Genomic DNA, 23,454 nt, shown 5'->3' on the forward strand with positions numbered 1-23,454 from the left:
TGATGGCCTACGAACGAGCTGTGTTCACGAGCCAGTTCGTCTCCCATGACCGGTCGACCAACGGCCGGTGACCATGATCACGACCGCCGGAAACTGGAAGCGCCCGAACGACGGCATCCAGGCAAAGCATGAGACCCGAAAGAGGCTCGTGCCGCCACCCAGAGACATTTTTGCGTTTGCCTTGCAGAATCCAGTCAGGGCTATCTGGGATCCTGACCTTTCGTTTGTGCAGCCTGGCGATACGATGACCTCCGCGCAAATTTTCTGTGTGCACGATTTCGGGGCCGTCGGAGATGGCTTGGCCCTGGATACAGCCGCTATCAATGCCGCGATCGAGGCGGCTGCGGACGCCGGCGGGGGACACGTCGTCCTTCCGGCTGGGCGCTATCTCAGCTTCTCGATAAGGCTCAGAAGCCGGATTACTCTGGAATTCGGGGCGGGAGCCGTCCTGGAAGCAGCCGACCCGGCAAGGCACGACGGGCAATACGACGCGCCCGAGGCAAACGTTCACGACGCCTACCAGGACTTTGGCCACAGCCACTGGCACAACAGCCTTATCTGGGGCGAAGGCGTACACGACGTCGCCCTGATCGGTCCGGGCATGATTCATGGAATAGGGCTTACGCGCGAGGGTCCCGGAGCCCCCTGGTCGCGCGATCACATTGGAGATCGGCCACTGAGCATGGGCCCTGTCGAGGCGCTGTCGATGGCGGCGCTGGCGGCCGAACAGGCGGCCATGGTCGGTCAGGGCAACAAGGCCGTTGCCCTGAAGCATGCACGCAACGTCATCATCCGCGATCTTGCCGTGCTGAAAGGAGGCCATTTCGCTTTCCTCCTCACCGGTGTCGATGGGCTGACCATGGACAACCTGCGGATAGACACGGACCGTGATGGCATTGACCTGGATTGCGTGCGGGACGCGCGCCTCTCGAATCTCCGGGTGAATACGCCGAATGACGACGCGATCGTCCTCAAGACGTCCTATGCGTTGGGCGAAAGACGATCGACAGAGCGGATCCAGATCACAGGCTGCCGCGTATCCGGGTACGATATGGGGACCATGCTGGATGAAACATTCGGTCGATCCCAGGAACTGTCACCCGACCTCGACCGCGTCACCGGCAGGATCAAGCTGGGCACAGAATCGAACGGAGACTTCCGTGACATCGAGATCGCTGACTGCCAGTTCGACCGATCGCGTGGTCTGGCGATTGAGACGGTCGATGGCGGGACGATCGAGGACATCATCGTGCGTGACATCGTCATGCGCGATGTCACCACGGCACCAATCTTCCTGCGCCTCGGCGACCGTCGTCGAGGTCCGGAAGGCACGACCGCTGGTGCCATGCGCCGTGTATCCATCCAGAATCTGGTCGCGACCGGCATTGACCCCCGTTATGCGGCGACCGTGTCCGGTCTGCCGGGCCATCCAATCGAGAATGTGCAGTTGCGCGATATTCACCTGACCTATCGCGGCGGAGGAACCTCGGAGGACGCGCTGCGCGCTGTCCCGGAGCTGCCGCACGCCTATCCCGAGCCCAGCATGTTTGGTGTCAGTGTGGCCCATGGCCTGTTCGCCCGCCACGTCCGGGGACTGGAGCTGGAACGCGTCGATTTCGCGACGGAGACTTCCGACGCGCGCCCCGCCATCGTGCTCGACGACGTGAGCTAACTCCCGGCAGCATGGTCAGCTGGAATGGATGGCGTTGAGCGGTTGATCGCGCGACATCGGGTTCGACACGGTGGCGCTGGACCCACCGCATCGGGACTGCCGCCCGTGGAAGCGCCGCACCCACCACCTCAGGACAGCGAACGACGCAGGATCGAGGCCGGTCGCCGCGATAGTGCCACCAGGCCCGCCACCCCCCCTCCGACTGCAGCAAGGGCGGTCGTGCCGCCAATCAGAGTGAACAGGCTGATCCAGTCAACACGCCACGCCGCATCAAACACCAGCGTCACGACCGGCCAAGCGGCCGCAGTGCCGAGCGCGACGCCAGCTGTACCCGCAATGGCTCCCACAAGCCCGTATTCAACGAGATAAGCGGTCAAGATCTGGCGGCGCGTGCCGCCAAGTACCTTCAGGGTCGCCGCTTCCCGCGCTCTCAGACGAGCACCCGCAGCTATGGCCCCGACGAGCACGAGAACCCCCGAGCCGCTGGCGACGGCGGCAGCCCCCCGGATAGCCAGAGCCAGGCGGTCGAAGAGCGTAGCGGCCTGTTCGAGCTGTTCGCGCACACTGATCACGTTCACCGCGCCAAAGTCCCGAGCAAGGGCCCGGGTCACGGTCTCTTCCTGCGCAGGACTGGCGCGAGCGATCGCCACATGGCGAGGATTTGCGCCTTCGACGGCAGCGCTGTTCAGGATCACGGCGAAGTTCGCGCCAAAGCCGCCCCAGTCGATCTCTCTCAGCACAGCAATCCGCGCATCGATCTCGCGGCCCAGAACCTGAAGCGTCACGGTATCGCCGACGCCGAGCCCCGCCGCGCGTGCTGCGTCCTGTTCGAAGGCGATCAGGGGTGGTCCTGCATAATCTGCAGTCCACCAGCGGCCTGCGGTCGTCCCGGACGGCACCGGTTCTCCGTCGAGCGCCGACAGGATCAGGTCCTGATCAAAGGCCCAGCGTTCGTCGCGATCGATCGTCTCGATATCCACCGGACGGCCGTGAATCCGGGTGATCCGCCCGGTGATCAGAGGAAGCCGGGTGTATCGATCTGCCGCCGGCTCGTTCATGGAGCGTGCGATCACGGCGTCAAATTCGGCCACCCGGTCACCGGGAATTTCGGTGAACACCATCGATGGCGCCGTTCTGGGTGCAACCTCGCCGATCTGGGCGAGCAAGCTCGACTGTATGAGGATGATCGTGGTCAGAAGGGCCACACCGAGCCCGATCGCAGGCGAGGCGGTTCGCGCCGCCGATCGGGGGCCTGACAGGTTCGCCAATCCCAACCGGACCGCTCCCCGTGTCAGTCCTCGCAGGCGACCAGCGAGCGCTGCAGACGCCAGCCCGAGCCCCCAAAGCGCGAAGAAGGCGACGATTGTCCCTCCGATCATCGCGAGCGCCGCAAGACGACTTGGCGCGCTCAGAACCGCAAGCGTGGCGAGGCCGATGCCGGCGACGATGGCTCCTATGGCCTCGATTCCGATCCGCGGTCGGGTCGCGAGCTCTTGCCGGAACATCGCTGACGGTGGTGTCGTTCGCGCCTTGGCCAGCGGCCAGAGAGAAAAGGCGGCCGCCGCCAGGACTCCGAAGATGGCGGCGCGCGCCAGCGGTTGCGGATAGATGGCGAACAACGCTGGAACGGGCAGGCTGTCGGCGGCGAGCCGGCCGATGACGAGCGGAGTCGCGGCACCGACGATGATCCCGATGAGGATACCGAGCGCGGCGAGTGCGCCGATCTGGATCAGATAAACATCACGGACAAATGCCCCTTCAGCCCCCAGGGCCTTGAGCGTCGCGATCGAACGCTTCCGTTCGTCAAGGTATGCAGATACCGCGCCGGCAACGCCAAGTCCGCCGGCCACGAGGGAGGCCAGCCCTATGAAGCCCAGGAAGTATTCGAGCTGATCGATCAGCCGTCCCGCCCCTGCAGCCGCCTCGGACCGGTCTCGGGCTTCGAAGCTCGCATCGGGAAAACGCTGACGAACCGCCGCGATCACCGCCTTGGGCTCTGAATCAAGGGGAAGGACCAGCCGGACGCTTTCGCCGAAAAGACCGCCCTCGCCTAGCAGACTGGCCCGCTCAACCGTTGATGCTCGCAACAACACGCGTGGCCCCAGCGCGAAGCCTCGACCCAGTCTGTCGGGTTCGGAGACCAGCACCGCACGCGCGACCACGGGCATTCGGTTGATCACGAACTGATCCCCGAGACGAAGCCCCAGCCGGTCCAGAAGAGCCTGTTCCACGGCAGCGCCGGGCACACCCGCCTGAGGCATCAGCGCCAGGGCGAGGCTGGGCGCGCCAGCGACCACAACGTCGCCGACCAGCGGATACTCATCTCCGACACCGCGCACATCGACGAGCCGACGCAGGCCGGCCGATGTCTCGGCCATGGCGTTGGCTCTAACGGAATAGGCGGTGGGTCCGAACGCCGAAAACACATCCCGCTCGTCTGCGGTAAACCGCCGTTGCTCGACGGTGAAGATAACGTCGCCGCCCAGGATTTCGCGAGCCTGACTGGAAAGTCCCTGACGGAACGCCTCGGCCGTCGACCCCGCCGCCGCGATCGCAGCCACGCCAAGTGCCAGACAGGCCAGAAAGATGCGGAAGCCCGCCACGCCCGATCTCAACTCTCGCGCGGCAAAGCGCAGCGCGATCCTCATCCGGCTACCCCGGACGAGACTGCCGACATTCGTCCGTCCAGCATCCGAAGCGTCCGGTCCGCGCGAAGGGACAGGCGATCATCATGGGTCACCAGGACCATGGCCGCGCCTGTTTCTCGCACCAGATCGAACATGAGGTCGGCAACCCTGACGCCGTTTTCCGCGTCCAGGTTCCCGGTGGGCTCATCGGCAAACAGAAGGTCGGGACGAACCACGAGAGCACGCGCCAAAGCCACTCTCTGTTGCTCTCCACCCGAAAGCTGGTGCGGATAATGAGTTTTTCTGGCCCCCAGCCCGACTCGTTCGAGCCATTCCTCCGCCTCAGCCATCGCGTTTGCGCGACCGGCAAGCTCCATAGGAGCCGCCACGTTTTCGCGCGCTGTCATGTTCGGCAGCAGATGAAAGTTCTGGAACACCAGACCGACGCGCCCCCGGCACAGCCGGGCACGTCCATCCTCGCTCAAGGTGCCGAGATCACGATCGAACAGGGTCACCCGGCCCGATGACGGTTTCTCCAGCCCCGCAGCGACCGCGATCAGCGACGACTTGCCCGAACCGGAAGGACCGATCACGGCAACCGTCTCGCCGGAATGAACGCTGAAATCGACACCCCGGAGGATGTGAACCACGCCTGCCTGAGAGGACAGATCAAGCGTGACCGAGTCGAGGACGAGGGGATGAGGCATCCATGTCGCTCCAGTTGAGAAAGGGCCATTCAAAGCCCGTTCGCGAGTCCTATATACGCCAACGCCTCATGACCGCATCAGACCCCTCCCTCCCACGTCGCGCCATGCTGCTTGGTGCCGCAGCGCTCGGTCTCTCGAGCTGTGACAGGCGACGTTCAGATCCGGTGCCCACCGCACCGGATCCGTCGGCGCCCGGCGCGCCCGAGGTCGACATGCGCGTCGTAACGCTGCTGGGTGACTCCATCACCGCAGGCTTTGGCCTTCCATCGCGCGACGCCCTCCCGGTGCGGCTGGAAGAAGCGCTGTCAGATCTCGGCACGAACGTTCGCGTTCGCTCTGCAGGTGTTTCGGGCGACACTTCGGCGAGCGGTCTCGCAAGGGTAGACTTCAGTGTTCAGGACGATACCGACCTGTGTGTCGTTGCGCTGGGTGGTAACGATCTTCTTCAGGGCATCGAGCCCGCAGCGATGCGGTCTAATCTGGCGGCGCTGCTCGACAGGCTGGCGAACAGAAAGATACCGGTGCTCCTTGCCGGGATGCGTGCGCCGCCAAGCTATGGGCGATACGCTGAGGAGTTCGACGCGGTGTTCGTGGATCTGGCCCGCAGTCGTCGCCTCGACTTCTATCCCTTCCTGCTCGAGGGCGTCGCCCTGGATTCCCGTTTGAACCAGGCCGATGGCATTCATCCCAATGCCAGGGGCGTTGAAATCATCGCTCTGGGTCTTGCACCTGTTGTGATCGAGGCGCTTGGACGGTCGGCACCACCCTGAGCATGCCTTCACATTGCTGCGGAGAGGGACCGAGGCAAGTCCCCTCCCCCGGTCGCGTCTGGGCCGCACCAGCGTAATCGGGCAGACGTGCGGGTCTGCTGTTCAGATGGCGCTGGACGTTGAAAGGGTTGTAGAGCGTTCCGTAGGCCGGTCGATTGCTGACCGCATCGTCCTTGGGAGTTTGCCGGGTGAAACGCGCTTTCCTGATCGTCTCAGTGTCACTGGCTTTAGCAGCGTGCGCCGCAGTGCCCGAACAGACGGTGGCACCCAAACCTGAGGCCCGCGCCTATCACATGAGTGACAATGCGTCGGCCGACGTTGACGCAGCGCTGGCCCGCGCCAGACAGTCGGGCAAACGCGTTCTACTCGTGATGGGAGCCAACTGGTGCCACGACAGCCGGGTCCTCGCCGGCTGGCTAGCAACCGATCGTTTCGCGGAGCTGGTCGAACGGAAATACGAAATGGTCTTCGTCGACATCGGGATGCCGAGGAATGGTGACAGACCCAACCTGGAGATCGCGCGTCGCTTCGGCGTTCCAGAGTTGCCGGGCTCGCCGAATGTTCTTGTGCTCACCAGCGAAGGCGTTCTGGTCAACCCGACGACCGCAACGACCTGGCGAAACGCCGAGACCCGGACGGGCGAAGCGATCTACGCCGAGTTGGCGACCTTGGCTGATCTGCCGGTCTGATCCAACATAACCGAACGACCAGACTGCGGCGGTTGACGTCATTGCGTCAGAGCCTGCCCCCTCACACTTTGGCTCAGCCTCTGCGAACCCCTCCCTGCTGATACTCACTCAGGACGGCTCACTCGGGGCGTTGTTCTGCATCGATCAGCCGCTCGCGGACCTCGACGGGTGCCGTCTCCGCCCATGAGAGGAGCTTGTCCAGCACTGGACACAGGGACTGACCCCACTCCGTGAGTCGATACTCGACCTTGGGCGGGACCTGCGGATAGACAGTCCGGGCCACAACCCCGTCCAGTTCCAACTGCCGCAGTTGCTGGATCAACATCTTCTGAGAGACCTCCGGGATCGCGCGCTCCAGCTCGGAAAAGCGGCGTACGTTCGAGCCGAACAACTGGAACAGAATGACCAGCTTCCAGCGTCCTTCCAGGATTCGAATGACATTCTGCGCGCTCGAGGCCGCAGTCTGAGCCGTATAGTCCACCCGCTCACCGTCAGGTGAGTACCTTACTTTTTTGTCTGTACTTGCCATTGAGGTAGCTTATTTCCAGTTTGGTGTCGAAACAACTCCCCAACTGGAGACCGAGATGACGCCCACCCTTCCCAAGCCCATCGCCGATTACGTCTCGGCAAATGCGCGTCTCGACCTGGACGGTATGCTCCAGACCTTCGCCAGCGACGCAGTGGTGCGTGACGACGGCGGCGAGCATCGTGGCCGGCAGGCGCTACGGGGCTGGATCAGGGACGCTACGCTGGCCGCCAGCGCGGTCTTCACGCCCGACACCTGTCAGGAGGAAAACGGACAGGTGGTGCTGAACGGTCTGACCCACGGCAATTTCCAGGGCAGCCCGATCCGCTTCACCCTGCGATTCACACTCGAAGACAGCCTCATCCGCGCGCTGGAGATTTCGTGATGGCGTCTGGACCGGATCCCTCGGAGTTCAAGGGCCAAAGGGTACTCGTCACCGCAGGCACAAAGGGCACGGGTCGGGCTACCGTCCTGCGCTTTCTTGCTGGCGGAGCTCAGGTCATCACGGCCGCACGCTCCCGACCGGACGAGCCAACAGGCGCAGAGTTCATCAAGGCTGATCTGACGACCCCCGAAGGTGCCGCGGCGCTCGCCGAGGCTGCCCTCTCTCGGTTCGGCGGCATTGATGCCCTGGTTCACGTCGTTGGCGGGTCATCCGCGCCGTCAGGCGGCTTTGCGGCTCTGACGGAGGATCACTGGCGAGCGGAGCTGGACATCAACCTCATGCCAGCCGTTCGCCTCGACCGGCTGCTTGTTCCGCAGATGATCGAGCGTGGTTCCGGTGTCATCGTCCATCTCGCTTCCATTCAGGGTCGATTGCCACTCCCGGACTCGACGACGGCATACGCTGCAGCGAAGGCTGCGCTGACGACCTACAGCAAAGCGCTGTCCAAGGAGGTTGGTCCCAAGGGCGTGCGGGTCAATGTGGTCTCGCCCGGTTGGATCATGACGGAGGCATCTGGAAGTCTGCTCGAGCGGATCGCTGAAGGCTCAGGCGGCACGATCGAGGACGCCCGACAAAGCGTCCTGGCCAGCCTCGGTGGGATTCCTCTCGGCCGGCCTGCTGACCCGCAGGAGGTTGCCGAGCTCATCGCCTTTCTGGCCTCGGACCGGGCCACAGCGATTCACGGGGGCAATTTCGTGATCGATGGAGGTACCATGCCCTCGATCTAGTGTGGCCCCGTCCGGGCCTTCAGTGGCTGTGAAGTGTGCCGCGCCCTATCCGTCTGAAAGTCCGGCTGACCCGGCTCCTTCGGCCTATGCCGCTGCCTTGCCGGCCATGGAAAGGGCAACAGCCTCGGCCACCTTGATGCCGTCGACGGCAGCAGACAGGATGCCGCCAGCATAGCCTGCACCTTCGCCAGCGGGAAACAGGCCGCGCACGTTCAGGCTCTGAAAGTCAGCCCCGCGGGTCATGCGAACCGGCGACGAGCTGCGGGTCTCTACGCCGGTCAGAACCGCCTGGGCGTCATCGTAGCGGGCGATCTTGCGGCCGAAAACAGGCAAGGCCTCGCGCATGGCAGCGATGACATAGTCGGGCATCAGCGGTGCCAAATCTGTTGGACGCACGCCCGGCTTGTAGCTGGGAACGACCTCCCCCAACGCAGTCGAAGGCCGGCCCGCAAGGAAGTCTCCGACCAGCTGACCCGGCGCAAAATAGTCGCCGCCCCCCGCCGCATAGGCGCGGCTCTCGAGGTCCCTCTGCAGATCAATGCCTGCCAGAGGGTGGTCGCTTGAATAGTCTTCCGGCGAAATGCCGACCACAAAGCCGGAGTTGGCGTTCCGCTCGTTGCGCGAATACTGGCTCATGCCATTGGTCACCACGCGCCCGGGTTCGCTGGTCGCCGCCACCACCGTGCCGCCCGGGCACATGCAGAAGCTGTAGACGGTTCGGCCGTTGCTGCAGTGATGCGAGAGCGTATACGCCGCTGCGCCCAGATCGGGATGGCCGGCACAGGGGCCGAACATGGCCCGGTCGATCCACGATTGCGGATGCTCAATCCGGAAACCAATCGAGAACGGCTTGGCCTCGACATGGACGCCGCGGTCGTAGAGCGTGTGCAGGGTATCGCGTGACGAATGACCAATGGCAAAGACCACGTGGTCGGCCTCGAGAGTCTCGCCGGTCTGCAGGCGCACGCCCCGCAAGGTGCCTTTGTCCAGATCGATGTCCGTAACGCGGTGCTCGAAGCGATACTCGCCGCCCAGCCGCTCGATCTTGGCCCGCATGGCCTCGACCATCGTCACCAAGCGAAATGTGCCGATATGCGGGTGCGCTTCGGTCAGAATGTCCGCTGGTGCCCCGGCAGCGACGAACTCGGTCAGCACCTTGCGTGCCAGGAAGCGTGGATCCTTGATCTGGCTGTAGAGCTTGCCGTCCGAGAATGTGCCTGCACCGCCCTCGCCGTACTGGACGTTGGACTCAGGGTCCAGCCGGCCTTTCCGCCAAAGCGCCCAAGTATCCTTGGTCCGTTCGCGCACCACCTTGCCACGGTCGAGGATGATCGGCGCAAGGCCCATTTCCGCCAGGATCAACCCGGCGAAAAGGCCGCACGGCCCGGCGCCAATCACGACAGGACGCAGACGCCCAGATTTGGGGACAGCAGCGACCGGGCGATAGGCGACATCCGGTGTGGGCGATACGTGTGTGTCGTTTGCGAAGCGCGCAAGCACCGCTGCCTCACCCTTCACCTCCACGTCGACGATATAGACTTTCAGAATCGCGGATTTCCTCCGCGCGTCGTGCGCCCGTTTCCAGATCGACCATGAAACAAGATCACCCGACGACACGCCCAGCCGGGCGGCAATCGCGGTTGGCAACGCCTCTGGAGGGTGGTCGAGCGGCAATTTGAGTTCTGACAGGCGTAGCATCGGCGTGCTTGTAGCGCCTCGCAGCGACGAACGCATCCAGGCAGCCAAACAGAACGATCGTCAGACCCGACATGGCGCAGTCAGATTGCCACTGCCTGCCTGCTATTGGCGTGTAGGACCATCGGTCAGGAGCGCAAACAAACCATCGACAGCGGGAGGTGCCGTTGAGACGCCCAGCGACAACGGTATCACAGACCTCGGTACCCGGTACTCCCCTAAGGGACGCGGTCGACCGCGACTGTGCTGCCGAGCGTTCCCCCTCCAACCATCTACAAAAAAGCGCTGTTATCTTGAATTGATTCAACTATAAAAATTGACTTGTCAGAGGTTTTAAAAATGGAACTGATGCCTAGACATCGAAACCTGCCGACCTTTTTTGCCTTCAGCGCCATGCTGTTTGCTTCAGCTTGCTCCAGGGAAGCGGAGGGTCAATCTCCACTGTCATCAGGACCGGGGCCGCGTGAGTCTCTCGAGTGGATGGTCTTGCACGAGATCAACGGTGCCAATTTCGACCGCTCATATCCATTTGAACAGTCAGCCCCAATCAGGGAAGTACCAGAAGGCGTCATAATCGAAGTCAATGTGTCAGACGATGGTGTCGCGGACTGGCTGGTGGATTATTCGAAATCTGGCCTCAACTACTGCGGTACCGGTGGTTGTCTCAAAAGCCTGTTCGTTAGCGATGCGGACACTGGCTACATCCTGGCCTTTGACGACCAGACCCTGGATTTTGCGATCGGCGACCGGAATGACGAGAGGGTCATCGATGTATCAGTCCATCGAGTCATGTGCTCGCCGTTCAACGATGACTGCACCTACGCCTTTGCCTGGGACCCTGCGCTGAAGCGACTGGTCGAGCGCCCCAATCGGCGAGGAGAAACCCTGGTGCGCGCGCCCATCGGCGTTCTGGATCCTTCCCAGAGAGCGGGCTCTCAGTTTCCAGAGGCTGCTCCTGAAGCGCTTCAACGCCTCTGGCGCGATACCGCCAAAGCCTGCCCAGCCCCAACAGACGACGAAGGCCTGTCTGTCGCGTACGCGACAATCCATTCAGTCCCTGATCTTGATGGAGATCGCGTCCGTGACTGGTTTTTCCAGGCACCCGCGGAGTGTCCGGGGAACGATACGTCATACGGGGAGCAGCAGCCCTACAGGATATACGTGTCCCGTGCCGGGCAGGATCCGGAACTCGCATTCACGTCACGGGCTGGAGAGCAGCCCCTCTATGACGTAGCGTCCAGACCGGCGATCCTGATCAGCAATCCAGACTGCGGATCCGACTCATCTTGTCCGAATATTCGGCTGAAGTGGGACACACGAACTCAACGCTTCGACACGACGGAATGAACTGTCCCGGACTGTTTGAACGAAACTGCAACCCGTAGATGGGTGACAAACATGCGCGGCGGGTCAGGTGTCTGTGTGCAAGGGAACTGCTTCAGCACAATACGGGGAAGCCGATGGACCCCACCTGGTCAGCCGCGCTCTAGTTGAGGCTGGCACCCAGCCATTCCAGCCAGTCACCATACGGGTCGCACCGGGCCAGGACCACGCTGGTTCCGGTCGGCCACCACGTCAGGCGCAACTGGACTTCGCGGCGATCTGTCGTCCATTCAAAACTGACCCAGACGAGCGGGCGATCATCGGTCGCCCGGGCACCTGCAGCAGCCATGGTCGCGGCAATGTCCTCGCGCTCATGTTCGTGCAGGTACTGCAGGACCATGCTGTGCACGACGGCACGACAGGTCCCTGACCTCTGCGGCTCGACCATGCGCCGGGCCAGCCAGGTCGCGGCATCACCACAGTCGACCCGCGGCGGATGCTCGACAGCGATTTTCAGAGCCTCATCGAGGCGCTTGGAGCGCGCCGGCTGATCCGCCCAGGCGAAGGCGAGCAGACGCTCGCGATCCCTAGCGTGCGAAGCGTTCAGCGGCTGGAGGTCCACGCCACGAGCCGCGATAATTGACACGGGGGACAGGCGAGGCGCCAGACCTCGCCAACGGGGCTCGATCCTGACAGCCGATAATGGGTCACCGGCGGAGACCGGCCCGAGTTTATAGGCATAGCGCGCAAGGTTGAGATTGAGGCCGCAGCTCGAACCCACTTCGAGGAGTTCAAACGGCATCGGCCGCGCCAGCGGTGCGGCCATCAGGGCAGACATGATCGCACCGGCGCGCGCGACCTCATTTGTCTGAGTGGGTGTGCTGATCCAGCCTGCGATAAACGCGTCCTGCTGCGCAAACGCCTCGGCTATGGCACCATCAAAATCGTTATGCTCGCCGCTGTACAAGCTCGCGAGATTTTCCGGGGTCGCGCGTCGGGCCAGGGCATGAAGTGCCGCATTCACCCGCATCGCCAAGGCCGCAGCAGCCGGATCACCAGGCCACTGATGAATCATCTGGGCGGTCACAGGTGCCTGAGCCAGCTGCCGGTCAGCGGCCTCGAGGACAGAGGCCACGAACGAGGACCCCATCGAACGGCATCGCCGAGCTTGCTTCAGGAACTCATTTTCATCAACCGAAGCCGCGAGACCATTCATAGAATCACCAACGGCATAGGCATACGCTTCCTGAATTTCTTGCGCGAAACGCCCCCGTGCTGAAGCTAAGAGGGCCTCAATTCAAGTTATGCCCATATAAGTAGTTCTACGTAGGCGAAACCGAACTACTAATAGCTAGTCGTATTCCTTTAACGGCCGGTGAACCGATAGAAACTCGCCGGACTTATAAAGTTCATCTGCGAAATGGCGCGCTCGTTGCTGCTGCTGTTAACGATGCCTTCAACTGCGCACACCTAGAACACCCATGGCTTTCGGGTTCGATTTCGTCTTGCCGCAGAACCACCTGCACTTCCAGGTCGGAGTGGATCGCGCTCGATAGGGCGGCGGCGAGTTGTTTTCGATATATGCCGATCATAAACCAATGGACTGACGTATCGTGATTTCAGCTATGAGAATACCGCGAAAGCTAAGCCTGTCATTCGTGCTGATCTGTGTGTCAGCTGCCGTCATGATGGCAGTATTCTTTGCAACGATACTCATGATTCGCAGCTCGACGGAGAGCAATAATCTCAGCCGGTCGATTGAAGCTCACGCCATGTCTCTCGAAACCGCAATCCTGCGCCAGAACAGCCAGTTTCGGGGTTTTCTGGTTACAGGAGACGAGAGCTACCTGAAATCCTATGACGAAGGCCGCACGGATTATGACGAGGTTGTCGTCACGCTCCAGGGACTTCTGAAAGACCCGGCCAAACTGCAACTGATTGAGCAGTCGCGCGTGGCGACGGTTGCGTGGCGCCGCGACTGGGGCGACGCCATGATCGCCGAAGTGCGGGCGGGCCGGCGAGAAGAGGCTCAGCAGGCCGTGCGTGATGCCGGCACGGCGGTCCTCGTCAGTGCGGCGGTACTGCCACTGCGCGAGCTGCGCGAGGGCGAGGCCGAGCTGACGGCGGCCAACGGCAAGCGTCAGGAAACCGCAATCGTTACGGCCATCGTCGCTCTGGTCATCGGCGGCATCGCCCTCATTCTCATCGCGGTCACCCTGTCGATCCTGCTGAGCCGGACGATCGCACGTCCGATCACGACGCTGACCGAGGCCATGGAGCAACTGGCCCGGGGCGACAATGACATCGAGGTCGACTCCGGCCGGGCCGATGAACTGGGGGAGATGGCGCGGGCTGTTCTGGTGTTCCGTGACACCGCTCTGGCAAAGGCGGAAGCCGATGCCGCCAAGGCGTTGGCAGACCAAGCCAAGGCTGAGGCAGAGCGTGGCAAGGCGGAGGCCGACGAGGCGCAGCGTCACGTCGTGGAAGCCCTGGACACAGCCCTGGACGCCCTGGCGGCCGGCGATCTTACCCATGTGATCAACACGCCGTTCGCGCCCGAATATGAGCGCTTGCGCAAGGCCTTCAACATTGCGGTGGAGGGTTTGGAGCAGAGCATCTCCGGGGTGGCTGCCTCTGCAGACAGTGTCCGTTCGGGTGCCACGCAGATTTACTCCGCGTCGGAGAACCTGTCGCGCCGCACCGAACAGCAGGCCTCCAGCCTGCAGGAAACGACCATGGCGACCAACGAGGTCACCCGCATGGTTGGCGAGACGGCCCACAGCGCGACCAACGCCAAGGCTGCCATCACGGTCGCCAATGGCGATGCAGCGGACGGCCGGGTGATTGTCGATGAGGCCATCTCGGCCATGGGCGCGATCGAGACCGGCTCACAGAAGATCGCCGAGATCATCAACATGATCGATGCCATCGCCCTGCAGACGAATCTGCTGGCTCTGAATGCTGGCGTCGAAGCCGCGCGGGCTGGAGACTCTGGTCGGGGCTTTGCTGTGGTGGCTGGAGAGGTGCGTGAGCTCGCAAAGCGCACGGCCGATGCCGCCAAGGAGATCAAGGGCCTGATCAACAGGGCGTCAGAAGAGGTGAAAAGCGGCGTCGATCGGGTCGGGGAGACCGGCAAGATGCTGGCGCGCGTGGTCGCCAAGATCAGCGACACCAACGCCCTGATCACGGAGATCGCACAAGGCGCGCAGACCCAGGCCGAGAACCTGAAACAGGTGAATGGCTCGGTCGCCAACATGGACAACATGACCCAGCAGAATGCGGCGATGGCGGAGCAGGCCACCGCCGGCGCGGGGCTGCTTGCGACCGAGGCCGACGAGTTGGCCACTCTGGTGGCGCGCTTCCGGTTGAAGGCGCCAAGAGCAAATGCCGGAAGAACCGCTACACCCCAGGCCAAGCCAGCCCCGGCCCGTGACACGACCAGAACGCCCCGCAGTCTTCCCCGGATTTCTGGCAACCTGGCGCTGAGCCCGTCCGCGAGTGACGACCAATGGGAAGAGTTCTGACGAACCCAGTCTCACGCAAGCTTCAGAAGCAGGAGCGCGTTGGAAAGGGCCGTCAGTTCGTCAACCGGACAGCAGCCCAGCCCAGTCGATTGCTGGCGGCTTCAGAATTTGGCCCTCAACAGCAAGGCCGAGGCGGAACCTGAGCTTCACGGCCATCCTGATCGGTGCACCCGAGTCAAATCGATCTCAGGGCTTTTAAACTGATATTTGAGAGCCTATGGGGTCGGAGAGACCCAAGTACGACAATATACATATACATCACTTCAGAGTAGCTTAAGTAGTTTGAACTAGATTGGCCATAAGCGCGGCATTTGAAGCTGGCTTTGTTTTCAGTCTGGGAAATTCTATGAAGTCGTTGTACGTTTCGGTCGCGATCGCGCCGTTCTTGCTTGCTCTGCCCGCCTATGCCCAAACAGAGCAGAAGGAAGCCCGGCCGACGGCCTGGGAAGCCAGTCGCACCCGGGCCAATGACGAAATGGTGGTCACGGGCGTGGCCCGTGCGCGAGACCGTCTGGACAGCGCGACCTCGACCAGCTCGATCACCGACGTCGACATCGTCAAGATCGGCGAGTCCTCGATCAGCGGCATCTTCAGGACCATCCCCGGCATTCGGGCCGAGGCCGCCTATGGCGAGGTCAACGGCAACTACACCATCCGGGGCCTGCCGATGGTGGGTAGCGGTGCGAAATACCTTCAGTTCCAGGAGAACGGGCTTCCGATCCTTGAGTTTGGCGACATCCTGGCGCTGACGCCCGACTATTTCATGCGCTATGACTTCAACGTCGCCCAGATCGAGTCGATCCGTGGTGGTTCGTCCTCGACGTTCGCCTCCAATGCACCGGGCGGGGTCATCAATCTGATCTCGCACACCGGTGAAGTCGAAGGCGGGTCGTTCCAGGCCTCGACCGGCCTGGACTACGAGAATTATCGCGGCGACTTCAGCTACGGCGGCCACCTTTCGGATACGTTGCGCTTCCACGTGGGCGGCTTCTACCGAGAGGGCGAAGGTGTCCGGAACGCCGGTTTCGACGGCAATCGCGGTGGTCAGATCAAGGCCAACATCACCAAGGAGTTCCAGGGCGGCTTCATCCGTCTGGAGGCCAAGCTGCTGGATGATCGCGTCATCGGATATGCGCCTGCGCCAATGCTGGTCACGGGCAGCAACGACGACCCGCAATACAGGGACGTCCCCAACTATTCGATCACGGAAGATACCCTGACGACGGCCAACCTTGCCAGCTTCCCCTATCTCAATGGCGACGGCCAACTGAGCCGGGCCAACCTCGACACGGGCAACCATGCGTTGGTCAAGTCGATCGGCCTCCAGACCCGCTTCACCCTCGGCGGATGGAGCATTTCCGACAGCATGCGCTTTGCGGACCAGTCAGGCAGCCAGGTCCTGAACTACCCTCTGGCGATCGCCCCGGCCGGCCTGCTGCCGCTGGCCTTCGGTGCACGACCCGGGAGCCTGGCCTATGCCTCCGGCCCACGGCAGGGACAGCCGATCACCAATCCGACCACCCTCAACGGGAATGGACTGATTGCCTATTCGACCCTGGTCAATACCCAGATCGGCAGCCTGAACAACTTCACCAACGATCTGCGCGCCAGCCGCGTCTGGGACATCGGCGGGGGCGAACTGACGACGACGGTCGGCGTCTACAACTCGGAACAGGATGTGCAGTTCGACCGCCAGTACATCCCCTTCTTCCAGGATGTTGTCGGCGGCGGGAACTCCGCCCACGTGGATATCATCAACACCAACGGCACGCCCCGCACCCAGGACGGCGTCTACAACTTCTTCGGGCCGACAGCGAACCCGGGCTCGAATGTTCGCTATGATGTCGGCTACAGTGTCATGGCCCCCTACGGCTCGCTGAACTACCGGATCGGCAAGCTGGCGGTCGGTGGCTCGGTGCGGTTCGACAGTGGCCAGGTCAGTGGCTTCACCACCGCCAACGGCCCCACGAACGTGCGGACCATTGATGTCGACAACGACGGGGTGCTTTCCGAGGCTGAACGAAGCTTTGCCTTTGCCCCGGCTGCGAACGCCATCCCGGTCGACTATGACTACGACTACACCTCCTATTCGGTCAGTGCCAACTATCGGGTTTCGCAGCAGTTCTCGACATTTGCGCGCTACAGCAGCGGCGGGCGTGCGGCGGGCGAGAAGATCCTGCGGACGGCGGCCATCAACCCCGCCAACGGCAGCCTCACCCTGCAGGACACAGCCTATGACCCGGTCGACCAGGCCGAGATCGGCTTCAAGTTCCGCACGGATGGCCTGTTCGCCAACCTCACCGGCTTCTGGGCCGAGGTCAGCGAGACGAACCAGCAGATCCGCCCCGGCGCCGGCGGGCAGACCGAGCTGGTCCTGGTGACCCAGGGCTACACGGCCAAGGGTGCCGAGATCGAGGGCGGTATCCGCCGGGGTCCGTTCAGCCTCACGGCAGGCGCGACGCTGACCAGCGCCGAGATCACGGAAGCCGCCGACCGGGCACTGATCGGCAATACGCCGCGCCGCCAGGCCGACATGATCTTCCAGCTGGTCCCCCAGTACGAGACCGACCTCTTCACGGTCGGCGCGAGCCTGGTGGGCACGACGGAAAGCTTCAGCCAGGACCAGAACCAGCTCACGATCCCCGGCTACACGACCGTGAATGCCTTCGTGCAGGTTCGCCTGGTCGATCGGGTCGTGCTGTCGCTGACCGCCACCAACCTGTTTGACGAACTGGCGCTGACGGACGTCGCTTCGGTCTCGCTGCCGACAAGCGGTGTGACCCTGGTGCAGGCGCTGCCGGGGCGTACGGTCTCGGCCAACGTCCGCTTCTATTTCTGACCGGAACTCCCTGTTATCTAGAAAGATACTGGCGGGGCGCGCATTTATCGCGCGCCCCACTATGATCTTTGGACACAACCGATCTGCCTGGGAAGCCGTCGCTGTTCAGCCAAATCAGAGCCGCTCTTCACCGGGGCGGCCCCATTTTGTTGTGCTGCTTCAGGAGATTCAGATACCCGTCTGACGTTTGCCACCGACAACCGGGCGAAATCCACTTCGCTCCGTCTGCCGCTGTTCACTCACCGTGACCACCGATGGAGACACCGCGTCGGATGATGCACGCCGACGCAACCTGTCACTGACCACATCACACATCGATCCAGTCACCGCCCTTGTCATGTTTGGAGATTCGGACCAGGCCTGCAAGGAAGAGATCAATACTCACAGAGAAGAAGCCGCGTGACCTTGACCTTTCAACCGGTACCGCCCGTGCTGGCCCCGACCACGACGAGTGACTACTTTCCTGTTCGCCGTCTGTTCTGCATCGGCCGAAATTACGCTGCGCACGCGCGTGAAATGGGCAAGGATCCGGATCGCGAGCCGCCCTTCTTCTTTACCGCCTGGGCCGAGACGGTCGTACCGGATGGCAGCATCATCGCCTATCCTCAGGCCACCTCGGACTATCAGCACGAGATCGAGCTGGTCATCGCCATCGGCAAGTCCGGTCGGGAGGTTTCCACTGATCACGCGCTGGACCTCGTGTTTGGCTACGCCATCGGTCTGGATATGACCCGGCGCGATCTGCAGTTTATCGCTCGCGATGCCGGGCGACCCTGGGACGCAGGCAAGAACGTAGAGGGGTCCAAACCCTTAGGTACGATCCATCCAGCGGCGGACTTCAACGCATCAAAGGGAGCCATCACGCTTGCCGTCAACGGCGTGACGAAACAGACTGGCGACCTGGCCGACCTCATCTGGTCAGTTCCGGAAGTGATCGCTCACCTTTCGAAATTCTATCGTCTTGAGCCGGGCGACCTCATCTACACGGGGACCCCAGCGGGTGTAGGCCCCGTGGTCCCGGGCGATGTTCTGGTCGGAGCCATCGACGGCCTTGGCGAATTGACGGTGACCGTTGGCCCTCTCGCGGCCTGAACGTTCAGTCGATCAACCTGCGCGGCAATCGGGTGAGACGAAACTGACGTCGCGTCCGTCTAGACCTGAAGCCTGTAGCCTACGGCGGGTTCGGTCAGAATCAGGCTCGGCTGGGCTGGGTCTGCTTCCAGCTTGTGTCGAAGCTGTCCGATGACCACCCGGAGATACTGAGTGTCAGCGGCATGGGCCGCGCCCCAGATGGCTGTGAGCAGATCCGAGTGGCCCACAAGCTTGCCCGCGTGCCGGGCAAGGTGGCCCAGCAGGTCGTATTCCTTTGGCGTCAGCCGTACGGGCTGACCGTTTCGCGTCACAAGCCGCCGATCGAGGTCGATCGTGACGTCCCCGGCAACGACCGGACCCTTGGGTGCGGCGGTATCCGCACCGTGGCGCAGGCTGGCTCGGATGCGCGCCAGTAACTCGCCCACGCCGAAGGGCTTTTCGACATAATCGTTTGCCCCAAGGTCCAGAGCCTCGATCTTTTCGGCCTCGCGGTCGCGAGCCGACAAAATGATGATCGGCCCTTTGTAGAATTCGCGGGCGCGCTTGAGCACGTCCTTGCCGTCAAGGTCAGGCAGCCCAAGGTCAAGGACCACGGCATCGGGGCTCCACAGCGCAATGCCGCGCAACCCTTCCTGACCGCTGTCAGCCCGTTTCGGCTCATACCCAGCGGCGTCCAGCGCGGGTGACAGGAAGCGATGGATCTGCGGTTCATCGTCGATGACGAGGATACGGGGTCTGACGGCCGACATCGTTCTTTATAACAGGTTCGGATGGGTGGCGACGGATTTGGGCAGACTGATCAGAACCCGGGTTCCCAGCCCGTTGTGAATGGGGCTGGCGGCAGCAATCCGGCCATTCATCGCCTCGACAAAGCCCTTGGCGATGGCGAGACCGAGCCCGGCCCCCTTGGAGCGGTCCGGCTGTTCCTCCATCCGGCGGAATTTATCGAAAACCAGTTCCAGTTCGGCCGTGGGAATGCCCTTACCCTCGTCTTCGATACTGATCACAACCGAGCCCCGGTCCTCATAGGCGGCCAGCTCAATGGTGGAGCCATCGGGGCTATAGGCGATGGCGTTCTCCAGGATGTTGACGAGTGCCTGCTCCAGAAGGCCATGATCGAGGCTGACGGCGCTCAGCTGGGCAGGAAAGTCGCGCGTCAGATTGCGTGATCCGAGCCGGCGCGACACACGCTCTGCGGCCGCGTTCAATACATCCCGGACATCGGTCCAGTCGGCCTTTATGTTGAGCGCACCGCCCTCGAGCCGGGTCATGTCCAGCAGATCGCCCACATAGCGGCTGAGGCGCTCGGCCTCTTCGCGGATACTGAGCAGCAGGTCCTTGTGGACCGCCGGTTTCAGGGTCGCTCCATAGTCGATCAAGGTGGTAGCGGCCCCGAGGACGGTCGAAAGCGGCGTGCGCAGATCGTGGCTGACCGAGTTCATCAGGGCACCGCGGAAGCGATCTGTCCGGCGAAGCGTCTCGGTTTCCACGGCGTCGCCAGCCAGTTGCGCCCGCTCCAAAGCCACGGCGCCCTGCTCCAGCAAGGCCAGAGCCAGCCGTTCCTCGTCGGAGCCCGGCGCCAGGGCATCGGCCTCGATCCCTGCCACGCCCGAACGGGCACGCACGCCCTGCAACGGTCGGAAGGTCCAGCTGGTCTGGGGAAGCGTGCCCGTTCCATGCCCTGCAGGCTCACCGCGCTCCCAGGCCCATCGGGCGGCCGCCATGGCCGTGGCACCCAGGGTTTCAAGGGCCGGAGCACCGGCGACCGGCGTGATGTCACCGTCACGCGGCAACAGGACAATCGTCCTTGCGCCCGTCGCAGCGGCGGTCTGTTCGGCAAGAACGGTCGCAGTGTCCAGCGGGTCATCCGCGGCCGACAGGGCCTGGCTGGCAGCCAGCAGGGCCGACACGGCTGCGGCGCGGCGCTGGGCATTCAGAGCCTGATCGCGGACGCGTCCTGCCAGGGTTCCGGTTGCCAGTGCAACAGCCCAGAAGGCAACCAGCGTCAGAAGGTCTGTGGGAGAGCCGATGGCGAAACTGTAGCGGGGCTCCAGAAACAGGAAATTGTAGACCAGAAAGGCAACGGTCGCGGCCGCCAGGGCCGGACGAAGGCCGTACAGGACCCCCGCCGCCAGGACAGCGGAAAGGTAGATCACCCCCAGATCGACCCGTGCAAACGTCCGGTCCAGAAACAGGGCAAACGCCGTTGCTACCCCGATGAAACTGGCCCCGACGGCATAGCCTCGCCAATGGTGAGGACGGGCGATCGAACGGACCTTTTCCCGACGCTCGACGGGGGCTCCGCCGGGCTCTGTGATGACATGGATCGCCACGCCCCGGGCCGAGCGCAGGAGGCCGACCGCCAGGGAGCGCCCGAGCAGATCGTTGATGCGACTGCCCCGACTCTTGCCGATGACGATCTGGGTGACGTTGTTGCGGTGAGCGTGATCCATCACCGCCTTGACCACGTCGTCACCCGTCAGGACCACCGTCCGTCCGCTGAGCTGTTCGGCAAGCAGGAAGGCCTCGCGCAATCGGGTGCCCGTCCCGGGACCCGACACCGGTCGGTTCGGTCGTTCGACATGCGCGACGGTCCAGGGTGCGTCCATCATCATGTCGGAGAGTCGGCGCCCCGCCCTGACAAGGGACGCGGCGATGGCATCCCCTCCGACCAGCACCAGGATCCGTTCGCCCGCCGCCCAGGGCCCCTCGACACCGCGCTCGCGTAACGTCGCCAGCAGCTGGTCATCGACCGTCTGCGCGGCCCGGCGAAGCGCCATCTCGCGCAGGGCCGTCAGATTCTCGACCTTGAAGAAATTCTCCGAGGCCAGGCGCGCGGTCTCGGGCACATAGACCTTGCCCTCTGACAGGCGTTTGCGCAGTTCGTCAGGCGTGATGTCGACGACCTCGATGTCGTCGGCACGGCTCAGCGCGCTGTCAGGAACGGCTTCTCGCTGTCGCACCCCGGTGATCCGGAGCACCACGTCCGACAGGCTTTCCAGATGCTGGACGTTCAGCGTGGTCCAGACGTCTATGCCCGCCGAGAGGATTTCCTCGACATCCTGCCATCGCTTCGGATGTCGTGAGCCCGGGACATTGGAGTGGGCGTATTCATCGACCAGCAAAAGCCCCGGTCTGCGCGCCAGCGCCGCGTCGATATCGAACTCCATCAGGGCGCGCCCCTTGTAGTCGATCGGAGCTCGCGGCATCACCTCCATGCCGCGCAACAGGCTCTCGGTCTCTCGTCGGCCGTGGGTCTCGACGACCCCGACAACGACGTCGCCGCCCTCGGCCTTTCGGCGTCGGGCGGCACGCAGCATTTCATAGGTCTTGCCCACCCCAGGCGACATGCCGAGGAACACCTTGAGCCGACCTCGCCGGGGTCGCTGCGATGCGACCTTCAAGGGATCAGGTTGGGGCGGCGGCTGCGGCAAGTCAGGTTCCGACGGGGAAGCGGACGTCGAGCGCCCGGTTGGTCAGCAGCACATTGACACGTGGCTGGCCAATGAAGCCAAGCAGGGCACCGTCGGTATGGTCGTCGATCACTGCCTGCACCGCCGCCACATCGACCCCTCTGGCCCGCGCCACCCGCGCTGCCTGAAGCCGAGCGTAGGCCGGCGAGACATGCGGGTCGAGGCCGGAAGCCGAGGTGGTCACTGCATCGGCAGGAATGACCTGCGTGCCAGTCTCGGCGCGGATGGCATCGGCATCGGTCTTCACCCGGTCTGCCAGATCCGTGTTGAGAGGCCCCAGGTTCGATCCCGACGAGGCCGAGGCGTCATAGCCATCGCCGGCAGCAGACGGCCGGGGATGCAGATATCGTGCTTCGGCAAACGGCTGGCCAATCAGGGCCGAGCCGACGACCTGACCATCTGCGTCACGAACAAGACTGCCATTGGCCTGGCCAGGGAAGGCGGCCTGGGCGATGCCGGTGATCCCGAGCGGATAAGCCACACCGAGCAACAGGGTGAAAAGGGCGACCATCACGATCGCGGGGCGGAGTTGGCTGAGCATGGGCGTCGTCCTCTAGAAGCTGGCCTTCAGCGAGACCACGGCGCGGCTGCCGTAGATGTCGCCAAAGTCGTGCTCATCGGTATCGTGATAGCGAACATCCAGAGCCAGGGTGTCCGTCAGCTGCCGGGCCAGGCCCAGGTTCCAGGTCATGTAGTCAAAGTCCGAGGACACGAACTGGCGTCCGACGGCTCCCGAAATCGTCCACTTGTCCGCCGGTGAAAAGGCGGCATTGGCCTCCACATAGGTGGCCTCGTCCTCGGCCGCCCCGAAGAAGTCCGGCGACCAGTAAAGAGCGGCTCCGATGGTGGCGGGGCCGACGGCGCGCGAGGCCGCGACCTTGGCTTCCACATAGTCGTAGTCGGCAGCGTCAGGCTGGCTCGTATACAGATAGCCGACTACGCCGACGTCCCAGTTCCAGCCGGCGAACTCGGGGCGAATGCCCGCATACAGGTCGATCTCTGCATCCGTATCCGTATCGCCCGGAAAGGCGACGTTGGAGGCCCAGGCCCCGGCGTAGAAGGTGCCGCTGGTCAGATCCACGCCGCCTGAAATTGCGGCGTCCTCCTCGGTCTGGCTCACGCCCCGGAAGACATAGTCGGACCCGACGGCGACGTTCCAGGCAATGGCGGGCGTGGCAGGTTCGGCTACGGCCTGAGACAGGTTCTGGGCTGATGTCGCCTCGATGGCCTGGGCCCGGGCGCTGGAGGCCAGGCCGAAGACGATAATGCCGACAAGACAGGCTCCGGCAAACCAGGCGTCGTTCGAGCCTGAGGCCTTGGGGCGGGATCTACGCGACATGGGGA

19 protein-coding genes are annotated in these 23,454 nt (G+C 63.2%); 9 read left to right on the plus strand and 10 right to left on the minus strand.

Translation table 11 applies throughout. The annotated features are described in order from the left end of the window. Positions 1-244 precede the first annotated feature (244 nt). Entirely contained in the window at positions 245-1,672 is a 1,428-nt protein-coding gene (locus GGR13_RS16090; RefSeq protein ID WP_183214608.1) for a rhamnogalacturonidase, read from the plus strand. Positions 1,673-1,800: 128 nt separating this feature from the next. Here GGR13_RS16090 and GGR13_RS16095 read toward each other — a convergent pair whose 3' ends face one another. After that, positions 1,801-4,320 carry an ABC transporter permease gene (locus GGR13_RS16095; protein WP_183214609.1) on the minus strand — a complete coding sequence of 840 codons (2,520 nt, stop codon included), beginning with the start codon at positions 4,318-4,320 and terminating at the stop codon, positions 1,801-1,803. Beyond that, the gene (locus GGR13_RS16100) at positions 4,317-5,006 is read right to left on the minus strand and encodes an ABC transporter ATP-binding protein (RefSeq protein WP_183214610.1); all 690 of its coding nucleotides are present in this window, start codon (positions 5,004-5,006) and stop codon (positions 4,317-4,319) included. Before GGR13_RS16100 ends, GGR13_RS16095 begins: the two co-directional genes overlap by 4 nt. 164 nt (positions 5,007-5,170) lie before the next feature. On the opposite strand from GGR13_RS16100, the gene GGR13_RS16105 reads away from it, so the two are divergent. Both GGR13_RS16105 and GGR13_RS16110 read left to right on the plus strand, forming a co-directional pair. Beyond that, on the plus strand, positions 5,171-5,776 hold the full coding sequence (locus GGR13_RS16105) for an arylesterase (protein WP_343060462.1): 606 nt from the start codon (positions 5,171-5,173) through the stop codon (positions 5,774-5,776). A gap of 188 nt (positions 5,777-5,964) precedes the next feature. Continuing rightward, positions 5,965-6,465, plus strand: coding sequence for a thioredoxin family protein (locus GGR13_RS16110; protein WP_221230769.1), 501 nt, complete (start codon positions 5,965-5,967; stop codon positions 6,463-6,465). A 118-nt stretch (positions 6,466-6,583) separates the two neighbouring features. Here GGR13_RS16110 and GGR13_RS16115 read toward each other — a convergent pair whose 3' ends face one another. After that, positions 6,584-6,946: a winged helix-turn-helix transcriptional regulator gene (locus tag GGR13_RS16115; protein ID WP_343060463.1), complete on the minus strand. Its 363-nt coding sequence runs from the start codon at positions 6,944-6,946 to the stop codon at positions 6,584-6,586. Between the two features lie 103 nt (positions 6,947-7,049). Here GGR13_RS16115 and GGR13_RS16120 point away from each other — a divergent pair, with 103 nt between their 5' ends. Further along, a complete protein-coding gene (locus GGR13_RS16120; RefSeq protein WP_183214612.1) occupies positions 7,050-7,376 on the plus strand; it encodes a nuclear transport factor 2 family protein in 327 nt (108 codons plus the stop codon). After that, on the plus strand, positions 7,376-8,164 hold the full coding sequence (locus tag GGR13_RS16125) for an SDR family oxidoreductase (protein WP_183214613.1): 789 nt from the start codon (positions 7,376-7,378) through the stop codon (positions 8,162-8,164). The genes GGR13_RS16120 and GGR13_RS16125 overlap by 1 nt, the downstream gene beginning before the upstream one ends. Positions 8,165-8,248: 84 nt before the next feature. Here the strand turns inward: GGR13_RS16125 and GGR13_RS16130 are convergent, their stop codons facing one another. Next, positions 8,249-9,862: an NAD(P)/FAD-dependent oxidoreductase gene (locus GGR13_RS16130; protein WP_183214614.1), complete on the minus strand. Its 1,614-nt coding sequence runs from the start codon at positions 9,860-9,862 to the stop codon at positions 8,249-8,251. Between the two features lie 336 nt (positions 9,863-10,198). On the opposite strand from GGR13_RS16130, the gene GGR13_RS16135 reads away from it, so the two are divergent. Next, positions 10,199-11,206, plus strand: coding sequence for a hypothetical protein (locus tag GGR13_RS16135; RefSeq protein ID WP_183214615.1), 1,008 nt, complete (start codon positions 10,199-10,201; stop codon positions 11,204-11,206). A 139-nt stretch (positions 11,207-11,345) separates the two neighbouring features. Here GGR13_RS16135 and GGR13_RS16140 read toward each other — a convergent pair whose 3' ends face one another. After that, positions 11,346-12,398, minus strand: a complete 1,053-nt coding sequence (locus GGR13_RS16140) for a DUF2332 domain-containing protein (RefSeq protein WP_183214616.1) — start codon at positions 12,396-12,398, stop codon at positions 11,346-11,348. A 372-nt stretch (positions 12,399-12,770) separates the two neighbouring features. Then, a complete protein-coding gene (locus GGR13_RS16830; RefSeq protein WP_281380636.1) occupies positions 12,771-12,899 on the minus strand; it encodes a hypothetical protein in 129 nt (42 codons plus the stop codon). Between GGR13_RS16830 and GGR13_RS16145 the strand changes: the two genes are divergently transcribed. The 3 genes from GGR13_RS16145 to GGR13_RS16155 all read left to right on the plus strand — a co-directional run bounded on the left by GGR13_RS16145 (position 12,853) and on the right by GGR13_RS16155 (position 18,637). Continuing rightward, positions 12,853-14,706 carry a methyl-accepting chemotaxis protein gene (locus tag GGR13_RS16145; RefSeq protein WP_343060464.1) on the plus strand — a complete coding sequence of 618 codons (1,854 nt, stop codon included), beginning with the start codon at positions 12,853-12,855 and terminating at the stop codon, positions 14,704-14,706. The two genes, GGR13_RS16830 and GGR13_RS16145, sit on opposite strands and share 47 nt — an antisense overlap. 385 nt (positions 14,707-15,091) lie before the next feature. Continuing rightward, positions 15,092-17,545, plus strand: coding sequence for a TonB-dependent receptor (locus tag GGR13_RS16150; protein WP_221230770.1), 2,454 nt, complete (start codon positions 15,092-15,094; stop codon positions 17,543-17,545). Between the two features lie 399 nt (positions 17,546-17,944). Continuing rightward, complete coding sequence (locus GGR13_RS16155) at positions 17,945-18,637, plus strand: fumarylacetoacetate hydrolase family protein (RefSeq protein WP_183214619.1); 693 nt, start codon at positions 17,945-17,947, stop codon at positions 18,635-18,637. A 59-nt stretch (positions 18,638-18,696) separates the two neighbouring features. Here GGR13_RS16155 and GGR13_RS16160 read toward each other — a convergent pair whose 3' ends face one another. The 4 genes from GGR13_RS16160 to GGR13_RS16175 form a co-directional block, all read right to left on the minus strand. Beyond that, positions 18,697-19,386: a response regulator gene (locus tag GGR13_RS16160; RefSeq protein ID WP_183214620.1), complete on the minus strand. Its 690-nt coding sequence runs from the start codon at positions 19,384-19,386 to the stop codon at positions 18,697-18,699. A 6-nt stretch (positions 19,387-19,392) separates the two neighbouring features. Next, the gene (locus GGR13_RS16165) at positions 19,393-21,987 is read right to left on the minus strand and encodes a DUF4118 domain-containing protein (RefSeq protein ID WP_246347926.1); all 2,595 of its coding nucleotides are present in this window, start codon (positions 21,985-21,987) and stop codon (positions 19,393-19,395) included. An 85-nt stretch (positions 21,988-22,072) separates the two neighbouring features. Then, positions 22,073-22,651, minus strand: a complete 579-nt coding sequence (kdpC, locus tag GGR13_RS16170) for a potassium-transporting ATPase subunit KdpC (RefSeq protein WP_183214622.1) — start codon at positions 22,649-22,651, stop codon at positions 22,073-22,075. 12 nt (positions 22,652-22,663) lie between these two features. After that, a complete protein-coding gene (locus GGR13_RS16175; protein ID WP_183214623.1) occupies positions 22,664-23,449 on the minus strand; it encodes a TorF family putative porin in 786 nt (261 codons plus the stop codon). Between the last annotated feature and the right edge of the window lie 5 nt (positions 23,450-23,454).

The organism is Brevundimonas variabilis (assembly GCF_014199945.1).
Lineage (GTDB): Bacteria > Pseudomonadota > Alphaproteobacteria > Caulobacterales > Caulobacteraceae > Brevundimonas > Brevundimonas variabilis.